The sequence below is a fragment of the Cognatiyoonia sp. IB215446 genome (assembly GCF_033963825.1).
Classification (GTDB): Bacteria; Pseudomonadota; Alphaproteobacteria; order Rhodobacterales; family Rhodobacteraceae; genus Yoonia.
Map to the genome: position 1 here is coordinate 37,858 of NZ_JAXBMD010000006.1, position 16,211 is coordinate 54,068.

General features: G+C 54.5%; 23 protein-coding genes. 16 read left to right on the forward strand and 7 right to left on the reverse strand.

Translation table 11 applies throughout. The features are described 5' to 3' along the window. Positions 1–94: 94 nt before the first annotated feature. Both SLH49_RS18720 and SLH49_RS18725 read left to right on the forward strand, forming a co-directional pair. On the forward strand, positions 95–883 hold the full coding sequence (locus SLH49_RS18720; protein WP_320270687.1) for a zinc-ribbon domain-containing protein: 789 nt from the start codon (positions 95–97) through the stop codon (positions 881–883). A gap of 733 nt (positions 884–1,616) precedes the next feature. After that, positions 1,617–2,588, forward strand: a complete 972-nt coding sequence (locus tag SLH49_RS18725; RefSeq protein ID WP_320270688.1) for a hypothetical protein — start codon at positions 1,617–1,619, stop codon at positions 2,586–2,588. 266 nt (positions 2,589–2,854) lie between these two features. On the opposite strand, the gene SLH49_RS18730 is transcribed toward SLH49_RS18725, so the two are convergent. Genes SLH49_RS18730 through SLH49_RS18740 form a run of 3 tightly spaced genes read right to left on the reverse strand, consistent with a single transcriptional unit; the run spans position 2,855 to position 4,088 of the window. Continuing rightward, entirely contained in the window at positions 2,855–3,520 is a 666-nt protein-coding gene (locus SLH49_RS18730) for a hypothetical protein (protein ID WP_320270689.1), read from the reverse strand. Between the two features lie 51 nt (positions 3,521–3,571). Then, complete coding sequence (locus SLH49_RS18735; protein ID WP_320270690.1) at positions 3,572–3,796, reverse strand: DUF2188 domain-containing protein; 225 nt, start codon at positions 3,794–3,796, stop codon at positions 3,572–3,574. Positions 3,797–3,809: 13 nt separating this feature from the next. After that, positions 3,810–4,088, reverse strand: coding sequence for a hypothetical protein (locus tag SLH49_RS18740; protein WP_320270691.1), 279 nt, complete (start codon positions 4,086–4,088; stop codon positions 3,810–3,812). Between the two features lie 139 nt (positions 4,089–4,227). On the opposite strand from SLH49_RS18740, the gene SLH49_RS18745 reads away from it, so the two are divergent. Genes SLH49_RS18745 through SLH49_RS18755 form a run of 3 tightly spaced genes read left to right on the forward strand, consistent with a single transcriptional unit; the run spans position 4,228 to position 5,614 of the window. After that, positions 4,228–4,803: a hypothetical protein gene (locus SLH49_RS18745; protein WP_320270692.1), complete on the forward strand. Its 576-nt coding sequence runs from the start codon at positions 4,228–4,230 to the stop codon at positions 4,801–4,803. Continuing rightward, complete coding sequence (locus SLH49_RS18750; RefSeq protein WP_320270693.1) at positions 4,800–5,222, forward strand: hypothetical protein; 423 nt, start codon at positions 4,800–4,802, stop codon at positions 5,220–5,222. Before SLH49_RS18745 ends, SLH49_RS18750 begins: the two co-directional genes overlap by 4 nt. Then, a complete protein-coding gene (locus SLH49_RS18755; protein WP_320270694.1) occupies positions 5,222–5,614 on the forward strand; it encodes a hypothetical protein in 393 nt (130 codons plus the stop codon). The genes SLH49_RS18750 and SLH49_RS18755 overlap by 1 nt, the downstream gene beginning before the upstream one ends. A 12-nt stretch (positions 5,615–5,626) precedes the next feature. Here the strand turns inward: SLH49_RS18755 and SLH49_RS18760 are convergent, their stop codons facing one another. The 4 genes from SLH49_RS18760 to SLH49_RS18775 form a co-directional block, all read right to left on the reverse strand. Beyond that, positions 5,627–5,806 carry a hypothetical protein gene (locus SLH49_RS18760; RefSeq protein WP_320270695.1) on the reverse strand — a complete coding sequence of 60 codons (180 nt, stop codon included), beginning with the start codon at positions 5,804–5,806 and terminating at the stop codon, positions 5,627–5,629. 65 nt (positions 5,807–5,871) lie between these two features. Continuing rightward, positions 5,872–6,273: an IS66 family transposase gene (locus SLH49_RS18765; protein WP_320270696.1), complete on the reverse strand. Its 402-nt coding sequence runs from the start codon at positions 6,271–6,273 to the stop codon at positions 5,872–5,874. A 450-nt stretch (positions 6,274–6,723) separates the two neighbouring features. Then, entirely contained in the window at positions 6,724–7,215 is a 492-nt protein-coding gene (locus tag SLH49_RS18770) for a DUF1772 domain-containing protein (RefSeq protein WP_320270697.1), read from the reverse strand. A 9-nt stretch (positions 7,216–7,224) separates the two neighbouring features. Beyond that, on the reverse strand, positions 7,225–7,671 hold the full coding sequence (locus SLH49_RS18775) for a MarR family winged helix-turn-helix transcriptional regulator (RefSeq protein WP_320270698.1): 447 nt from the start codon (positions 7,669–7,671) through the stop codon (positions 7,225–7,227). A gap of 157 nt (positions 7,672–7,828) precedes the next feature. Here SLH49_RS18775 and SLH49_RS18780 point away from each other — a divergent pair, with 157 nt between their 5' ends. From SLH49_RS18780 to SLH49_RS18830, 11 genes are read left to right on the forward strand one after another with little or no spacing between them, the layout of a single operon-like run. Continuing rightward, on the forward strand, positions 7,829–8,329 hold the full coding sequence (locus tag SLH49_RS18780; RefSeq protein ID WP_320270699.1) for a signal transduction protein: 501 nt from the start codon (positions 7,829–7,831) through the stop codon (positions 8,327–8,329). Positions 8,330–8,357: 28 nt separating this feature from the next. Next, positions 8,358–9,617, forward strand: a complete 1,260-nt coding sequence (locus tag SLH49_RS18785; protein ID WP_320270700.1) for a ferredoxin reductase family protein — start codon at positions 8,358–8,360, stop codon at positions 9,615–9,617. 6 nt (positions 9,618–9,623) lie between these two features. After that, positions 9,624–10,085, forward strand: a complete 462-nt coding sequence (locus SLH49_RS18790; RefSeq protein ID WP_320270701.1) for a DUF1772 domain-containing protein — start codon at positions 9,624–9,626, stop codon at positions 10,083–10,085. A 21-nt stretch (positions 10,086–10,106) separates the two neighbouring features. Then, on the forward strand, positions 10,107–10,508 hold the full coding sequence (locus tag SLH49_RS18795) for a hypothetical protein (RefSeq protein ID WP_320270702.1): 402 nt from the start codon (positions 10,107–10,109) through the stop codon (positions 10,506–10,508). Between the two features lie 13 nt (positions 10,509–10,521). Next, positions 10,522–10,710: a hypothetical protein gene (locus SLH49_RS18800; RefSeq protein WP_320270703.1), complete on the forward strand. Its 189-nt coding sequence runs from the start codon at positions 10,522–10,524 to the stop codon at positions 10,708–10,710. 18 nt (positions 10,711–10,728) lie between these two features. Continuing rightward, positions 10,729–10,905 carry a hypothetical protein gene (locus tag SLH49_RS18805; protein ID WP_320270704.1) on the forward strand — a complete coding sequence of 59 codons (177 nt, stop codon included), beginning with the start codon at positions 10,729–10,731 and terminating at the stop codon, positions 10,903–10,905. A gap of 9 nt (positions 10,906–10,914) precedes the next feature. Beyond that, a complete protein-coding gene (locus tag SLH49_RS18810; protein WP_320270705.1) occupies positions 10,915–11,118 on the forward strand; it encodes a hypothetical protein in 204 nt (67 codons plus the stop codon). 27 nt (positions 11,119–11,145) lie between these two features. Then, positions 11,146–11,391, forward strand: a complete 246-nt coding sequence (locus SLH49_RS18815; protein WP_320270706.1) for a hypothetical protein — start codon at positions 11,146–11,148, stop codon at positions 11,389–11,391. A 2-nt stretch (positions 11,392–11,393) separates the two neighbouring features. Next, the gene (locus SLH49_RS18820) at positions 11,394–11,708 is read left to right on the forward strand and encodes a hypothetical protein (protein ID WP_320270707.1); all 315 of its coding nucleotides are present in this window, start codon (positions 11,394–11,396) and stop codon (positions 11,706–11,708) included. 21 nt (positions 11,709–11,729) lie between these two features. Continuing rightward, the gene (locus SLH49_RS18825) at positions 11,730–13,070 is read left to right on the forward strand and encodes a hypothetical protein (RefSeq protein WP_320270708.1); all 1,341 of its coding nucleotides are present in this window, start codon (positions 11,730–11,732) and stop codon (positions 13,068–13,070) included. Between the two features lie 4 nt (positions 13,071–13,074). After that, positions 13,075–16,206, forward strand: coding sequence for an efflux RND transporter permease subunit (locus SLH49_RS18830; RefSeq protein ID WP_320270709.1), 3,132 nt, complete (start codon positions 13,075–13,077; stop codon positions 16,204–16,206). The last annotated feature ends 5 nt before the right edge of the window (positions 16,207–16,211 follow it).

Genomic DNA, 16,211 nt, shown 5'->3' on the forward strand with positions numbered 1-16,211 from the left:
ATACGCAAAACCTTTGCGTTTATGCGTGTGATTGCTAGATTGTGGTGGGCTACAATAATAAGATCATGCTGCCGGGCAGAAGGATGGAAGTAAGATGAGGCTAGTTTGCCCCAATTGCGGTGCGCAATATGACATCGCGGATGACGCTATCCCCGAAGGTGGGCGCGATGTGCAATGTTCGAGCTGCGCACATACATGGTTCCAAACGGAAAAACCTGCCGCGGTCGGTCGCAAGCGCAGTGAGCTTTTGCTAAACGCCCCATTGGCCGAGCCACCGCCGCGCAAACCGCTGGATTCCGCAGTGAGCGACATTCTGCGCCAGGAAGCGGCCCATGAAAGTGCGGCACGCGCGGCCGAGGATGGCGGACCACCGCCGACCCAGGAACAGAAGCGGCCACCCGGCGTGAATATTGAGGAAACGCGCCGTCGCATCGCCGAGATGACAAGCGCTGAGGCTGCCAAACCTGCGCCGTCACCAGCCGCGGTCGCAGCGGCAGCGACGGGTGCCGTGGTGACAACTGCACCACCTGCCCCTGCGCAGAACACGAACCAGCGTGCGGTGCCAACGATTGAAGAGATCAACGCGTCTTTGCGGGCGCGGGCCGAGGCCAGCGACACGTCAGGTCTGACGGAGGCCGAACAATACGAAGTGGTCCAGCGGCGCGGCTTCCGGCGCGGATTTTTCTTTGTGCTGATCCTGTTGGCCATCGTGATGGCACCCTACTTCTTTCAGGCGCAAATCAACGAGAACCTGCCGCAGTTCAGCCAATATATGATGCCCTATGTCGAGACGATTGATCAGATGCGGCTATGGCTGAATGATCAGGTTCAGGCCCTGAGCGCCATGATCGGCGATCTGACAAGTGACAACACCGCAACGTAGTCACTGGCTTTAGCCGTATGCATGTTGTGTTGCGACGCGTGGGTTCAGGACAACCATGCCGCAACCTGCGACGGGTCGTTGAACGCACGTACAGGGGCTGACGTCCCCCGTTTAAGCCGCGCGAGGTGGTGAGGCTCCAAGTCGGGGTGTGTCTGCAGGGTGTAGCGGATCAAATGCAGTGGCAACTTCGGCGCGCCACCTCCGGGTCCTTTGTCAGCTAACGAAGCTGGGCGCAAAACTCTGCGGCGCAATAGACGCCAAAGGGATCGCCAGCGACCCAGCGGCAACACAACGACGCAATCTGCGCGGGCCGCGATCGCGTCAATCGCGGCACCGTGATTGCCCTCAATAATCAGTCTTGGGTATTGGCCAGCTTCTCCAGTTCGAACATCGCTTCATCGATGTCATGGGCCGATCCATCTGGGTGAAAGAAGAGAGTATCAAGGTGATGCACTGTAAGCGTTGCATCTGACCCTCCCCAGCAACCCTTCCTGATCCGGTGCTAGAGGGTTACCATGGCGCTGCGCGCCATGGCGACAATTCAAGAACAGCATCTTCGGCCCTCAACCGACGTTCAACACTGGCACGCTATGCTGCGCTTGCAGCCCGCTTTGCAGTCATTCGCTAACTCTGCAAATTTTCAGTAGTCAACAAATCCTTCTGGTATCCACGAAAGCCTGTTTAGTCTAAGTGTTCTGAATTGGTTTGTGCCTTTTGGAGTGGACGGGACCCAATGTCGGATCAGCGAATAGAAACACTCGACCTCGTCACGTTCTGCGATGTCTTAACGACTGCTCACCCCAACGTGAACGCTATCCATCTGTTTGGATCAAGACGGTTTGGAGGTGGGAGCTTGCGCTCAGATATTGATCTTTTCGTTGAGGTTAATGGGGATGTCAGGCCAGCCGAATTACGAGCCCTCGTCGCTAGAGAGTGCCCGGCATTGGACATATTTGTGCTAAGTCGCGGCATCGCCCGCAGCGTTATCAATGAAACCTACGTTCAAGGCGACGCAAACGCGGATGTACTTGTGTCCCGAAACGCCATCTGTCTTTGGTCAGTGTCCGATGGCTTCACCAAAGAATCTTCTTTGCTTAAGCAGCAATACCTCTCTGACATTCAGTACGAGATGACCGCGCTCCCCAATACCGTCGTCGGCGCACCCATTGATGCACTCAAAGCGCGGTTGCATTCGGAGGGCTTGCCTACCGATCCAATACTGGGCGAGACCACGGAGGAGATTGTCAATCGGCTCATCGAGACGGCCAAGCGCATCGTCGCGTTCACTTCGCGGGATTTTCCGAACCGTAGAAGTGAAGCGCGAAGCTTCGCGATCCAGCCCGCATCCGAGTATGATTTGCAAGACTTGTTCTGGATCAGTGTGAAGCCGTGGGTTGCGAACATGGAGCGCGAGGCCGTTGAAGTTCGTTTTAATGGTCAGGCCAAAAAATCTGATTTCAGCTTCAACGCATCTCGCATCATTATTGAGATGAAATTTGCGGCGACCACAGACGACAAGCGTGAAATCGCGAAAACACTTGACGGGCTCGGTCGGTTCTATTCAGAGAATGCCAATGTCACTCATGTAGTCTTCATCATTTATGCCCATTCCGCGGCTCAGATTGATTGTGCCGCCTGGCAGGCTCGCTACCAAAAGCCGTACCACTTGCCGGTGGTTCGTGTCGAAATTGTCCGCGTTGATTGATTTGCGACATCAGCCGTTGCGAGACAAAATATTTGTGGATCAACTTCGACAGCGGCCCAAAGCTGCCGTCCGTCCCACGCCCCGCATGCTGCGACGCGGCCCGTCAGACCGGACTTTCGCCGCACTGCAAAAAGTCTTAACCTGTTCGAACGCATAGATCGCGGATTTTGCTGCAGTTCGCTCAATCAATCTATATGTCCAGTGTCAGCTACTTTTGCAGTCGTCATTTCCACCAAATACAGATCAGATGCCTCGGACATTGTGGGCTAGTATTCTTCTCGTAAGTCATTCCAGCGTCTCAATGTCCTTGCAAAAAGCTGCTTAAATGTGTGCTCTTCATTACCTGTAAGATCAGATTCTTGGACCGAGAATGAGCTTCCGCGTAGAACGTCAAGTATCCGAAAATCTTCTATTGAGTGTTGAGGGAATGCCGTCGATAGAAGCCACCAGCCGATCCTTGCATGATCAGCAGACAAGGGAGGGCTTTCCGAAAAATATGGGTAGATCAGCCGTTTATAACCATCGCCAATAGATAAACCCATGAAGTTTTCTGCCTTTACGGTAGCATCCAGTTCAGGGAAGTCGACTTGATTTTTGATGGCGGACGGGAAAGGCCGAATGTGCTCATTGTTAAACCGTTTCTTGTTTTCCCACCAATCAACAAAGCCATTCTTCAGGCTTGGGTATAAAAGCTCCCTTCTTTTGTTAGCTTGCACCCGCAACTGCGTTCTCTGATCGAAATCAGACCCCATTAGGACATAATCCTTAGCGTCTGACCAAAACGGTCCGTGGAAGTCTCCTCCTCCTTTGTTCTCGCCAACTGCCTTTGCAAGTTCTTGTCTGATGTCTGCTCTAGGAAGAGTAACGAGCTTCTGTTCTGTCGAACCAAACGCGGCGAGCAGCTTTCTTAGGTGGACCTTTTTGAAAGACATGAGATCTCTCCTGTTTACTATTCGGCTCCTCCCCAGCCGAATTTTGTGGTGTTAGCCTTTAGGCGGGTGAGGGTCGTTGCCATAGCTCCACGCTTCTCGGAATTGACCGTTCTCGCCTTGGATGCGGAGTTCTGCATTCTGATTGCGAGCGATGTCACGTCCGTAGCCAATTGCTTCGCGCTGAGTATCGAAGCTCTTTGTGAGACGCTCATTGCCTTCACCGCGAACGCTCCATCTATCGCCATTTTTTACGACATATTGGTTTTTGCCTGACATTTGTTTTCCTTTCCTATGCAGCCAATTTGGTTGTGCGGGCATTGATCCAGTCCCACGCTTTTTGGGGCAGCCAACCAGCATTGTCGCGGCTGACACCAATAATCAGGATGTTGTCGTTCTTGTCGGTGTGTGGTGAGAGCTTGTTCCAGACCCCCTGGGCTGTCAGGCTGGTATCCACCAAACATGTGCTGTCCAGGTAGTGCCACCAAGCACCACAACTCTTGATTGCTTCGTGCAACTCATCGTAGTTTTGGCCTGGTTGTTTCAGGTCATAGTTAATTGCGTATATCATTTCGTTCTTCCCATATTTTCTGCCAGATAGATTTCTGGCCTCATCCACCTATGCGGAAAAATTCGAGGGGTTCGGACACAGATTTGTCCGAGGACGCGATTTTTTTCAGCATGGAGTTTCGAGAAGAGGTTTTGCACGCATGAACGACATGGAGCCAGCCGTTGCGCTGACCCGAGATGAACTGGAAGAAGGCATAGCTGCTTTCACCAACGCTGATTGGCTGCGGCTTAGATCGGTTGCTCAGCTCTACGCGATCTATCCCGTAGAGCCAGAGGAAATGGTCCAGGAAGCACTTTGCAGGGCGATTGCCGGATCACGGAAATGCCCACGCAATGTGAGCGTTGTCAGATTTGTTGCAGAGGCCATCCGCAGCATCGCTCATGATGAGCTTCAGAAGGTAGAAAACCAACGTGACGAGGTGTCGGTACATGATGACACAATCGAAAATTTGGATGCCATCACCCCTATGGAAACGGGTCCAACTGCTGAAGAGAGGATGATTTCAAATGAACAGAGCCGAGATACTGAAAATCGCCTGCTTGAACTTTTCGATGGTGATGATGAAGCGCAATTCATTGTCCTTGGCACGTTGAGCGGCACAGAGGGGGCAGAACTGCGCGAGATAACTGGACTTGATCAGACCGGGTTCAATAGCAAGCGCCGATACGTCCGGCGCAAGATAAACAGCGCCATCGAAAATGGGTTCACACTATGACCGACAAGAGAAGCGACGAACGGAGACATCTGGCTTCACTAGCCGATGCGCTCTTCGACGACCTCATTGCGGCTTCTGATGACGACATTCTCAGTGAAGTCGCCAAAGCTGGCGGTGATGCGGCTGCGATCAGTGACCGAATGAGGTCGCAGTTCGAAGAAACGGTTATTCAAGCACGCAAGGAACGAATGAAAGCCGCAAAGGCGGGGCGTAAAGCTGCGCAGACGGCGCGTGCTGTCGCGGAGGTGGTTGATATTTCTATTGCCCGCCGTGCGTTGAAGCAGGCGCTTAGCCAGGACGGTCTTTCCATGGCTGCGCGCAATGAAACCGAGAGCGATCTGACGGATGAAGAAGTTCTGCGCAAATACAACGATCTGATCCACCTTGGCGTGATTGATCCAGAGCAGAGCGATAACTGATGAAGGTTATTGATCCAGCCGAGCGGCTCTTGAAGTCACTCGGCGTTACGGAACCCAAGGAAATTGACCTGGAGGCTATCGCGTTCGATCAAGGTGCCGAAGTTAGATATTGTAATTTGCACGGGTGTGAAGCCGACATTTGGCCTTGCATGTTAATCTGTCACACCAAGCAAGGTCGAAAATGGTTCACACAGGCACCAATGTTTCACGACAGATGGTTTCCCCAGAGCGAGCTTGATGCCCAGACGACCGCGTTTGATGTGGTGTTTGGCCGGTCTGAAGGAGACGGGTTTCCCCAAATTATCGGAGCCGATGCCTGGTTTGATCGCAGTGAAGCGCGCCAATACGAGATTTTTGAACAAGCCAAAAAATGGGGGATGGAGAAGCTCTAATTCTGCTTACCATTAAAGATGAGCGGATGGCTGAAGAAGAGCAAGAAAGATCAGCGTTTGGACGATGGTGATCCATCCAAACCTGAAATGAGGGGCTGCTTTGGTGATCGGCAAATACACATTCTGCAACCGCAGCGAACTTCCGCTATCCGCCGTCCCTGCCGAAACGACACCAACAACAGGCAACGTCATCCCACGCCTGCTGCCTGCCCGGCTGCTGCCGGACAGGGAATTTATCAGTGATGGGTGTAACAGTACTAATCGATCCCGAACCGGCCCTTTGCGCAGTTCCACGGCAGCAACTTGTCGTACTGCGCGCGAGGATGACCCTTCGCCATCTCTTCGAACACCCATGTCATATATGCGTAGGGTTCGATCCCATTGAGGCGACATGTGCCAATGATGCTGGCCATAACGGCCCAGTTCCTGCCGCCCACTTCCGATCCTGCAAAGAGCGCGTTCTTGCGTAGCAGCGCGATTGGTCGGATCGTGTTTTCAACGGCGTTGTTGTCGACTTCGACACGACCATCAGACAGAAACACAATCAAGCCATCCCAAAGCTTCAATGTGTATTTGATTGCCTCGCCCAAAGACGACTTCATCGAAATTTCCGACGAGGCCTTCACAAGCATCGCATGCAGCTTCTCCACTATCGACACGCTTCTTGCGATCAAATTGGAGAAACAAAATGAAAAAGATCGACGTCAAAAAAGACTACAAACGATCAAAATTTCTCATTGTAGCAATGGTCCTTCAGATTGTCCTGGTGTGGATTGCAATGGGTATCTACTTAGCTTGGCTGAACTGACAGTCTGCGCTAGTAAACATCCGAGCCCCAATTCAGCACCTCTCAAAACAGCTTACGTCGACCCACTCGCACGGCTGCTTTTGAGACATCGTTTGCATGCAGCAAAATTCCCTGCCGCACCTGCGAACGCATGCTGCGTTGGTAAAGGCCCATGTTCAAATGACGGCAGTGTCCGCATCCGGGTGGTTCATCTTGGGTGAAGCGAAAGGCATGGTATCGAAGACCAGTCAATGGCGGATCCTGCGGCAAACGTTTGGGAAGCGCCTAATCTTCCAGATGCTGCGGAACGAACCAATTTCCGCTACACGGCCGTGGGCACGTGTCTCATCGCCACAGAAGCAGCAAAAAGTGAAAACCCGCTGGCTGCGACCCGCATCAGGTTCCATTTCTGCCAATCAACAATGTAGCTGGCCCAAAGGTCCTCAAGATCAGGCTGATCGGCGGTGATCGTCAGACCATCCAGGATCTGGTTGAGCGGCACGTTTACTGTGACGGTCACAAGCATCATCGCAAGCCAACCGGCAAAGCTCAGTAGCAGCCAGTTTCGCACTTTGGTCGATTTCCAATATAGCACAACGGCGATCAGTGTTGCTAAAGGGGCTCCCAATAGAGCGACAAACCAAAGGGATTGCTGCGTTGCGCGTCCTATGTCCTGATTGGCTGCAATGGCGACGTAAGGTTCGGTCAGATCAAGTCCCGGCATGATCGAGACCGACATAGTGAAATAGAAGCCAAACAGAGCTCCGTTGCCGAGGATCGCGATTATCAGGATCGCCAGTTTCAGGTTAGTCATGTTGCCCTCTTAGCTGTGGGCAACACCTGCGACTTTTTGCATCAGAGCCATGATCGACTTGCGTTCAGTCTTAGTGAGGTCCGACAAAACATCGTCATTCACACTCCGGACAATCGCTGGAAGTTCTTCTGCTTTTGCCCGGCCTTTGTCAGTCAGGAAAACGAGAAACGACCTTCGGCTGTCGGGATCGGGCCGGCGTTCAGCAAACCCTGCATCGACAAGAGCATCCACGTTACGGCTTGTAAAATATTCAGGGAAATTAAGCCGTTGGCCGATTTCGCGTTGGTTGATGCCATCCTGTTGGCCAAGCATCATCAGATTGGCAAAAATCTTGATGTCCACGCCGACTTTTTGAAGTTCAACCTTCATCTTCGCGTCCAATGTCCGCGCAATCGACTGCACCAGAAAACCGAAGCTCTCTTCGCGGCGATGATCTTTCAATTGAATCTCTGTCATCAGGTAGCATCCCCTGATCATCGGCTTTAGCTCCAATGCTTGCATTACGCAAGTGTTGCGTTCGTTTTTTGCATTTACAAGCCTTACAGATGCAAGTATCGCAGTAGCAAGTCAAGACCACCATTCGAGTCACTTCAAGCCAAAGGGGGCTATTCCAATGCGTGACGCAGCAAAACTTCTTACATTTTCATTGATCGCCGCGACGCTTTGGAGCGTACCCGCGACTGCCCAGGAAGAGACCGACGGTCGACGTCTTGCGCAAATGGCTTTTGCGTCATTGGACGAAGCAAATCGGGGCTTCATCGACCAGGGCGAATTCTCGAATTTTGGTGGTGATGTGTTCGTCTCGATGGACACTGACGGTGACAACAACCTCAGCCTACCGGAGTTTCTTTCTTGGGATTACGGTATGGCCCCTTTGGCAGCAGAAGCGGGCCGTGAAGATGCGTATGAGACAGCTTTGCGCGTCGTCCATGCCTTTTGGGATCGCAATGGCGATGGTGTGATTTCACGCACAGAGCACCGGCAATCGCTCAATTTCGACTTCCAGCGCGCGGACACTGATAACGATGCGCTGCTGACCGAAGACGAATTCACCGGCGGTTTTTCGGTGATGGTCGCTCTCCGCGCCGCGATCAATCCCGCTCCTGCCGAGTAAAGCCAGCACCCAAAGAGGAGGGGCAGCAATGCTACAGAAAAAAGGCGTCTATGTCATCGTTGGATTGATCCTGTTTTTCGCTGTCATCCATCTGGCCTTCCCGCCGGAACAACACGACCGGCGGACAACTATCACAGTTATGCTGGGCGGCATTGCCTTCCTGCTCATGACGTCTTCGATCATTCTGTCGACACGTCTTGAGGTTTTTGAGGATTGGTTCGCCGGGTTAGACCGGATGTATCAAGTCCACCGCGTTGCTGGTGTCTTTGCGGCGATCACGGCTCTGGTCCATTTCTTTGGGGTGCCAAAGGAACTTCCGGAAGGCGTGGACCCGATCGCAAATGCGCTGTTTCCCTCTGTGCCTTTGGGCATGTTGGGCTTAATCTTTCTCGTGATTGGCCTCTTCATCGCCCTGAACCGGAAAATCCGGTACTCGCGTTGGCGTCCGACGCACAAGGTGATGGGCTTGGTCTATTTCTTGATCATTGGCCATTTCATGACGGCGCCGGGAATCTTCTTCGAGCGGTTCAGTGCTTCCGGGATCATCCTCATCTTAGCAGCAGCGGTGGGCGTGGTCGCCCTGGTGTATTCTGTCTTTGGTATGAATAAGCGCACAGCACTGCCGTTCGAGATCGAGGCGGTCAATGCGCTCGAACGCGCTACAGAAGTGGTTTTGAAGCCGATCGACAAGATGCTCGACTTCAAGCCCGGCCAGTTCGCCTTCGTTGAGATTGAAGGGAAGGGCTGGAACGAGCCGCATCCATTTACAATTTCCAGTGCCCCCGGTGAAGACAAGCTGCGCTTTACCATGAAGGTGCTGGGAGACTGGACCCGGAAGGTCCGCGAAGAGTTACAACCGGGTGGTAAGGTACAAGTGCGCGGTCCCTACGGTCGTTTCGACACGATGAAGGCAGGCAAGAAGCAAATCTGGCTTGCTGGTGGGATCGGCCTCACGCCCTTCCTGTCGAAAGTTCGTGCGATGGAGGAAGGCGATGACCGTCAGATTCACCTCGTTTACGCCGCGCGCGAAGAACAAGACGCCATCTTCCTTGATGAGTTGAAGGATCACGCGGCGCGGCTTGGGAATGTCACTCTCGTGCCGCTCTTCTCGGATGAGGGGAACTTTGCGCGTGTCGATATGATGAAGCAAAAGCTGCCCGATCCGCTGAACAGCTACGACTATTTCATGTGTGGGCCGTCACCGATGGTGACCGGCATCACGGCAGACCTCAAGAAAGAGGGCGTATCCCGCGACAAGATCCACACGGAAGCCTTCGAGTTCCGGTGATCGCGCATGAAACGATTTGAACCTTCCCTGCAACTGATCGCCCTGCTTGGCGGGGCGGTCACTTTTGGGACGGCGTACTATCTGATGTTTCTGGCCCATCCGGCCTGGTCAGCGGCCCCGTTCGAGGCGTTCCTACCTGTGTTCCAAGGGTTGATCCTCAAGATTGGCGGAAGCCAGATCATCGTCTCCGACATAGCACTCGTGGCCAGCGTGACCCTGTTCTTTGTGTCCAAAGACTGGTTCTGGCTCATCGCCGTGGCGCTGCTCCTCGTGAGCTTGCCAGTGACGATGTACCTGCTCATGCCCATCAACTTTCAGTTTATCGAGGCCACCGATCCGGACCTCGCAAGCAAGGCCCCGGTGCTGCTCAAGAGCTGGGGCCAATATCAAATCATCCGCACAATCGCTGACGGTCTCGCCTTCGTTGCGATGTGCAAGCCGGTCATCTGGCCAAAACAAACGGCCTGATCGGCCTCCAGGGAGAAGTAAATGAAAGACGCACCATTCAACATCACTACAGTTCTGCTCGCCGTGCTTGGCGTGGGACTGGTCGCAGGCGGCCTATGGGGCGCGATCCTCAGCGCTATGGGCCTGACCGGATTCTGGGGCATATTCCTCGCCGGTTGGTTGCCCGTGCCGCTGGCATCGCTGATCCGTCAAGGCGTGGCCAGCAGTGCCGCGAGCATGGAAGGGGCCGGAGGCAGCTCACCCATGGCGTTTTCCCTACCTGTGCGTCTGGTGATCGCGGCCGTTATCGCAGCGGGGATCGCGTATCTCTTCAGCCTGAGCGACTTCTACAGCTTCGGGTTTCTGATGGGGGCCATTGCAAGCCTGCTCGTGCAGACCTGCCTGATCCTCATCTTCTACATCGCGGTTGCCAGCCGCAAGTAACAGGAGTTCGGTTATGAATATCTGGCTGTTCGTTGTCATTCAGGCGATCATTTCTGTGATGATCACCTTCGCGCTGTTCATCGTCATCCTGACGCAAGACATCGCGACGGGAATGAACTTTCTCTACGCATTCCTCATCGGGCAGGTGCTTTCTGTTCCAGCGGCGTGGCTCGTCTACAAGCGCATGAACATCAAGAAATGACAGCGGCAGATGCAATTCATGCCATCAGACCTCCAGCGTGCGCGGACAGAGCGCGAGGCGCTGGAAGCCCTTTACCTCAACACTTGCAGCACCGCGCCCTGTCACGACACGGACGCAATGCTCGCCGCTGCCTATCGGTTCATGTCGCAAGTGCGGTCCCATCTCGCAAGTAAGATGGCTGAAGATGCAAAGTGATCCCTCCCTATGAGAAAAACCCTCTCTTTCATCCATGAAATCGCCACCATCATGTATGTGGGCGGGATCCTGTCACACATCGTCATCGGTGCGATCTTCGCGCATCCAACACCAGAAATGGCGATCACGATCTACACCTATAAGCTCCAAAGCGCATACATCCTGATCTTGCCCGGATTGGGAATCAAGATCGTCACCGATCTGATCTTGTGATTCGGCTTTGGCGAGCGCGCATGGTGGATGCGGATCAAGCTCGTTTGCTCGGCTATTCTCGCGGCAAACGCCTTCATCTTCCTTGTGCCCATGATGCCGGAAATCCTTGCGTTGGCAGAGGCTTCCATTCCAGCCGGTGAGTTGAGCGAGGCGTTCCACGCGCTTGAAGGCCGCGAGGCACTTGTCGGCATGTCAAACGTCATCCCTCTGATCACGGAAATGGTCATGGGCGCATTCAAGCCACGCCTCTCAAAAGCCGAACGGGCGGCGTAAGCATGACCAGACGCATCGTCCAAGATCAGAATCGGGGGATGCGGTCAGAAGACGAAGGCCCGATTGCACTTGCGACATTGCTGCTGCCGTGGCGGCTGGCGCCGGTCATCCTACGGACGGAAAATGACCATGGCCTGACGGGCCGGGTCATTCTGGGGCTCGCCCTTCTCGCCGCTCTTTTTGTCGATCTGTCTTTCCTCGCCGGCATGATTGCTCCGGCATTTCTTTGGATGTGCAGCGCGGTAATCGCAGCTTATTGCGCTGCTCTTTTTGTTTTTTCTTTTGTCATCCTCAACGCGCTGTCGATGCGCCGTTGATCAGCTCGTGGATCCTCACTTATGAACTTGCGACCGCTTCTCTTCATCCCACCTATTGCGCTTGGCATTGCTGGCTACATTTGGCTGACGACGCCTGACCCGGAGCTAGAGGCGCAGTCCGTTGTTGAAACGGTGACCCCGGTCAGAACGCTCACCTTGGCCGAAACGAGCATCGTCCCCTTTGCTGTTGGCTATGGTCGTGTGGAAGCTGAAGACACGTGGTCGGCCATCTCCCAAGTGGAGGGCCGTACGGTGTTCGTTGCCGATGACCTCGATGTCGGCCGCGTTTTGTCCGAAGGCACAGAAATCGTCCGGATTGACCCACGGGATTATGAAATCGCATTGGCCAGGGCGACCGCCGCGCGGGACAGCGCCCTTGCCAGCCTCGAAGAGCTTGAAGCGACCGAAGCTAACACACGCTCAACAATCGAGCTGGAAACGCGGATTGAGGATGTCTTGCGCGGTGAGCTGGAACGGCAGCAAACCCTATTGGAGCGCGGCAGCGTGCCCCAGGCCACCGTTGACGCCTCGGTGCGTGCGCTGCTAGCGCAGGAAAAGGTGGTTCTGAACCTTGAAAACTCCCTCCGGCTTCTGCCTGCGCAACGCACTTCGCTTGAAGCGACCATTGCGACCCGCACAGTCGAAATCGAAGAAGCAGAACGCGCACTTGCCAATACGGCTGTCTCGATCCCGCTGACCGGTCGCGTAATCGAGCGGGGTGTTTCGTTCGGCCAGTATATCCGCACTGGTGATACGCTCGTCTCCATCGAAAGCACCGCTTCGTCCGAGGTTGTTGCGGAGTTTCAAACGCGCGTTCTAGGGAATTTCTTTGGATCCTTGGAAGGCACCATTGACCGTAACGCCATTGTCGGAATGGAAGCGGGGGATGCCTTTGAAATCCTCCGACAGTTTGGCCTCAGCGCGGAGGTTCGCGTGACAAGCGGTGCGGAAGTGACAACCTGGCCCGCTGAACTTGTCCGATTTGACGGCAGCGCTGACGCGACAACCGGAACTGTGGGGCTTGTCGTGCGTGTTGATGAACCTACGCAACCAAGCCTCCAACGTCCTGGCCCGCCGTTGATCAACGGGACATTTGTGGAAGTGCGTTTGATTGCAGCAGAGGCTCTGCCAGCCATCCGCGTGCCGCGTGACGCCATCCGCCAGGATAAAGGTGAAATTTTCGTCTATGTCGCTGATCAAAGCGACCAACTGGCCCGCCGTCCGGTCGTGACAGGGGCAGTTCAGGACGATCAGGTTACGATTGCCGAGGGCCTTAGCTCGGGTGACAGGGTTGTGTTGTCCGATCCGCGACCGGCCATCATTGGCATGTCGCTTGAGCCTTTGTATGTAGACAGGGAATAGCGCCATGATTTCTTATTTTGCGCGGCACCCTATTGCCGCCAATCTTGTTCTAATCGCCGTCGCCTTCCTAGGTTTTTCAGTCTTGAGCGCAATGGAACGCGAGAGCTTCCCTGAGTTCGCATCGACCGAAGTCTCTGTTTCTGTGACGTATCCAGGTGCATCCGCAAGCGACGTGGACGAACAAGTGTGTCTTGTTCTCGATGAAGCGCTTGGTGCAGTGAACAACCTCGATGAGTTGCAATGCCTATCCGTCGAAAACCGGGCGACGGCGACGCTGACGATGGCAGAAGGCGGCGATATCGGACAGTTTTACAACGATGTGTCGTCAGAGGTGTCCAGCATCAACGGTTTTCCGGCCGATGCGGAAGGGCCTTCAGTCTCAATCCTCGGGCAAACTGAAGCTATCGCCTCCATCGCAATCTCAGGCATTGATACGCGAGACGGGTTGATCCGTTTTGCTGATGAGTTGGCAGGCGAGCTGGCCAGCCTGTCACGGATCGCAACGGCGGATGTGACGGGCATATCGGAAGCTGAGTTTCGGATCTCCTTTGATCAATCGGCGCTCCGCCGCTTTGGGATCAGCCCGCAGGATGTGTCCAACGCTGTCAGCGAACGCAGTTTGCGTGCGCCACTCGGCACCGTGCAGACCACAGGGCGCGAGGTGACGCTGCGCTACTTCGATGCGCGCCGGTCTCTCTCCGATCTGGAAAACCTTGTCCTGATCGAGAACGACGCGGGCGGCATTGTGCGTCTGATTGACGTGGCTCAGATCACGTTGACCGAAGTATCGCCGGAATTGCAGTCGTTTATCGACGGAGAACGCGCGGCCATTGTTCAAGTCAGCAAACGCAAAGACGATGATGCGATAGAAGCCTTCGATCAGGTCGAGGCGTTGTTGGCTGAGGTCGAGGCCCGCTATCCCGAGACGCTGAACCTGACGGTCGTGAGCAACATGACCGAGAATGTCGAAATCCAGATCAACCTCGTCCTGCAGAACGCGATGATGAGCCTCGCACTCGTCGTGTTGGTCATGTGCCTGTTCTTTTCGATCAGTGAGGCGGTTTGGATTTCGCTCGCGCTGCCATTCTCGTTCCTCGGCGGTATCTTTGCGATGAGCCTCTTTAGCATCACCATCAACATGATTTCCTTGATCGCGCTGCTCATGGCGATTGGTCTGATCATGGATGACAGTATCGTCATTGCTGACAACATCGCCAAATGGCGACGTTCGATGGGGATACGTGAGGCCGCGGTCAGAGGTGCAACGGAAGTGATGCCCGGTGTGCTGTCTTCGTTCCTCACAACGGCCTGCGTGTTCGGGCCGCTTATGTTCCTGTCTGGTGGCCTCGGTGCAATCCTGAAGGTCATCCCGGCAGTGCTTTTGCTGACCCTCATGGCGAGCCTGATCGAAGCCTTTCTCATTCTCCCAAACCACATGAGCCATACGAAAGGGGACCCCGAAAAGAACGCGCAGCGTTTCGTGCCGCGTATGTTGGATCGCATTCGCGATGGCCTTGTCATCCCCGTTGCTTCGGCACTGATGAAGGTTCGTTATCTGACGCTCAGTAGTGTCTTTGCGATCCTGATTGTCACTGTTGGCGTTCTGGCGTCTGGCATGATCAAGATCATCGGTTTCCCGGCCACGGATGGAGATACGATAGAAGCGCGGATTGCTCTCAGCTCCGGTTTGCCCATCGAACGGACAGAAGATGTCGTTGCTCAAATCATCGCTGGCTTAGATGCCGTAGATGCAGCCTACACACCGAGTACAGAGGGCGGTCAGCCCCTCGTGCAGCGCGTTTTGGTGAGCTATGCGACGAACCGAGATGTAAAGGACAATGGCCCTTACACGGCAACGATTACGGTTGACCTTCTGGGAAGCGACCTTCGCAACGCCGCAGCAGATGACATCCTGACCCTATGGCGGGAGGAAACCGGCCCCATTGCGGATGTCGTGCAAAGCAACTTCGCACAAGTGGCCGGTGGTCCAGGCGGAAGCGACCTCGATGTCGAATTGCGCTCGCGTGATCTGGCGCAATTGGAAGCCGCATCCGGGCGGTTGCAGGCAGAATTGATCCAGCGCGACGACGTGACGGAAGCCTTTCAGGATTTCTTTGGCGGACGACCGGAAATCCGGCTTGCCTTGAATGAATTCGGCTACGTGATTGGTCTCACACCGCAGGCCATCACCTCGCAGTTGCGATCAGCATTCTCTGGCACGGAAACGGACACCTTTAGGCAGCAACTCTCCGACGTTTCTGTTCGTGTTGAGCTAGGTGACACTGTGCCCACCATCGCTGATTTGGAACAGTTCCCGTTGACCGTGCCGGGAGGCGACCAGGTTGCCCTTGGTACGATTGCGGACATTGAAGTGACAAGTTCCTATGCGCAGATCACGCGCCGAAACGGTTTGGCTGTGGCCAGCATCGTCGGCAACATCGACCGTGATGCCACGACGGCGAACGAAATAAGTCGTGTGATCACGGATGAGCTGGGGCCGTTGCTTCAAGCTGATTTCCCAGATGTAACGATAAGTATTGGCGGTGCGGCTGAATCAACGAATGAGGCCAGCACGTCCATCATGATCGCCCTTTTGACCGGCCTTGTTGGCGTTTATCTGATCCTGGCGTTCCAGTTTCACAGCTACACCCTGCCGTTCATGATCATGTTGTCGATTCCGTTTGCGCTGATAGGCACAGTATTTGGTCACATGGCGCTTGGGATGGATATCTCCATGCCAAGTTTCATAGGATTTGCATCACTGGCTGGCGTCGTGGTCAACAACGCGATCTTGTTCATGACCTTCTTTGAAGCTGAAATTGAAGGCGACGATTACCTGACTGCGGCCATCGAAGCGGTACGTCACCGGTTCCGCCCTGTCATGCTGTCCTTCTCTACGACATTTGTTGGCCTGATCCCGATGGTGTTTGAAACCAGCCCGCAAGCGGCGGTCTTGGTTCCATTGGTGGCAGCGGTCGCGTTCGGTCTCTTGGCGTCAACAATCCTGATCATCTTCGTCTTTCCCAGCATCATTGGCATCTACTTTGACATTGCTGATGTCCGGAAGTGGGAAGCTTCGCGTCAGGGGCACGGTGATGAGCTTGTCCCAGGTGCGTCGACTGCCGAGGTGCGTTAGTGGAA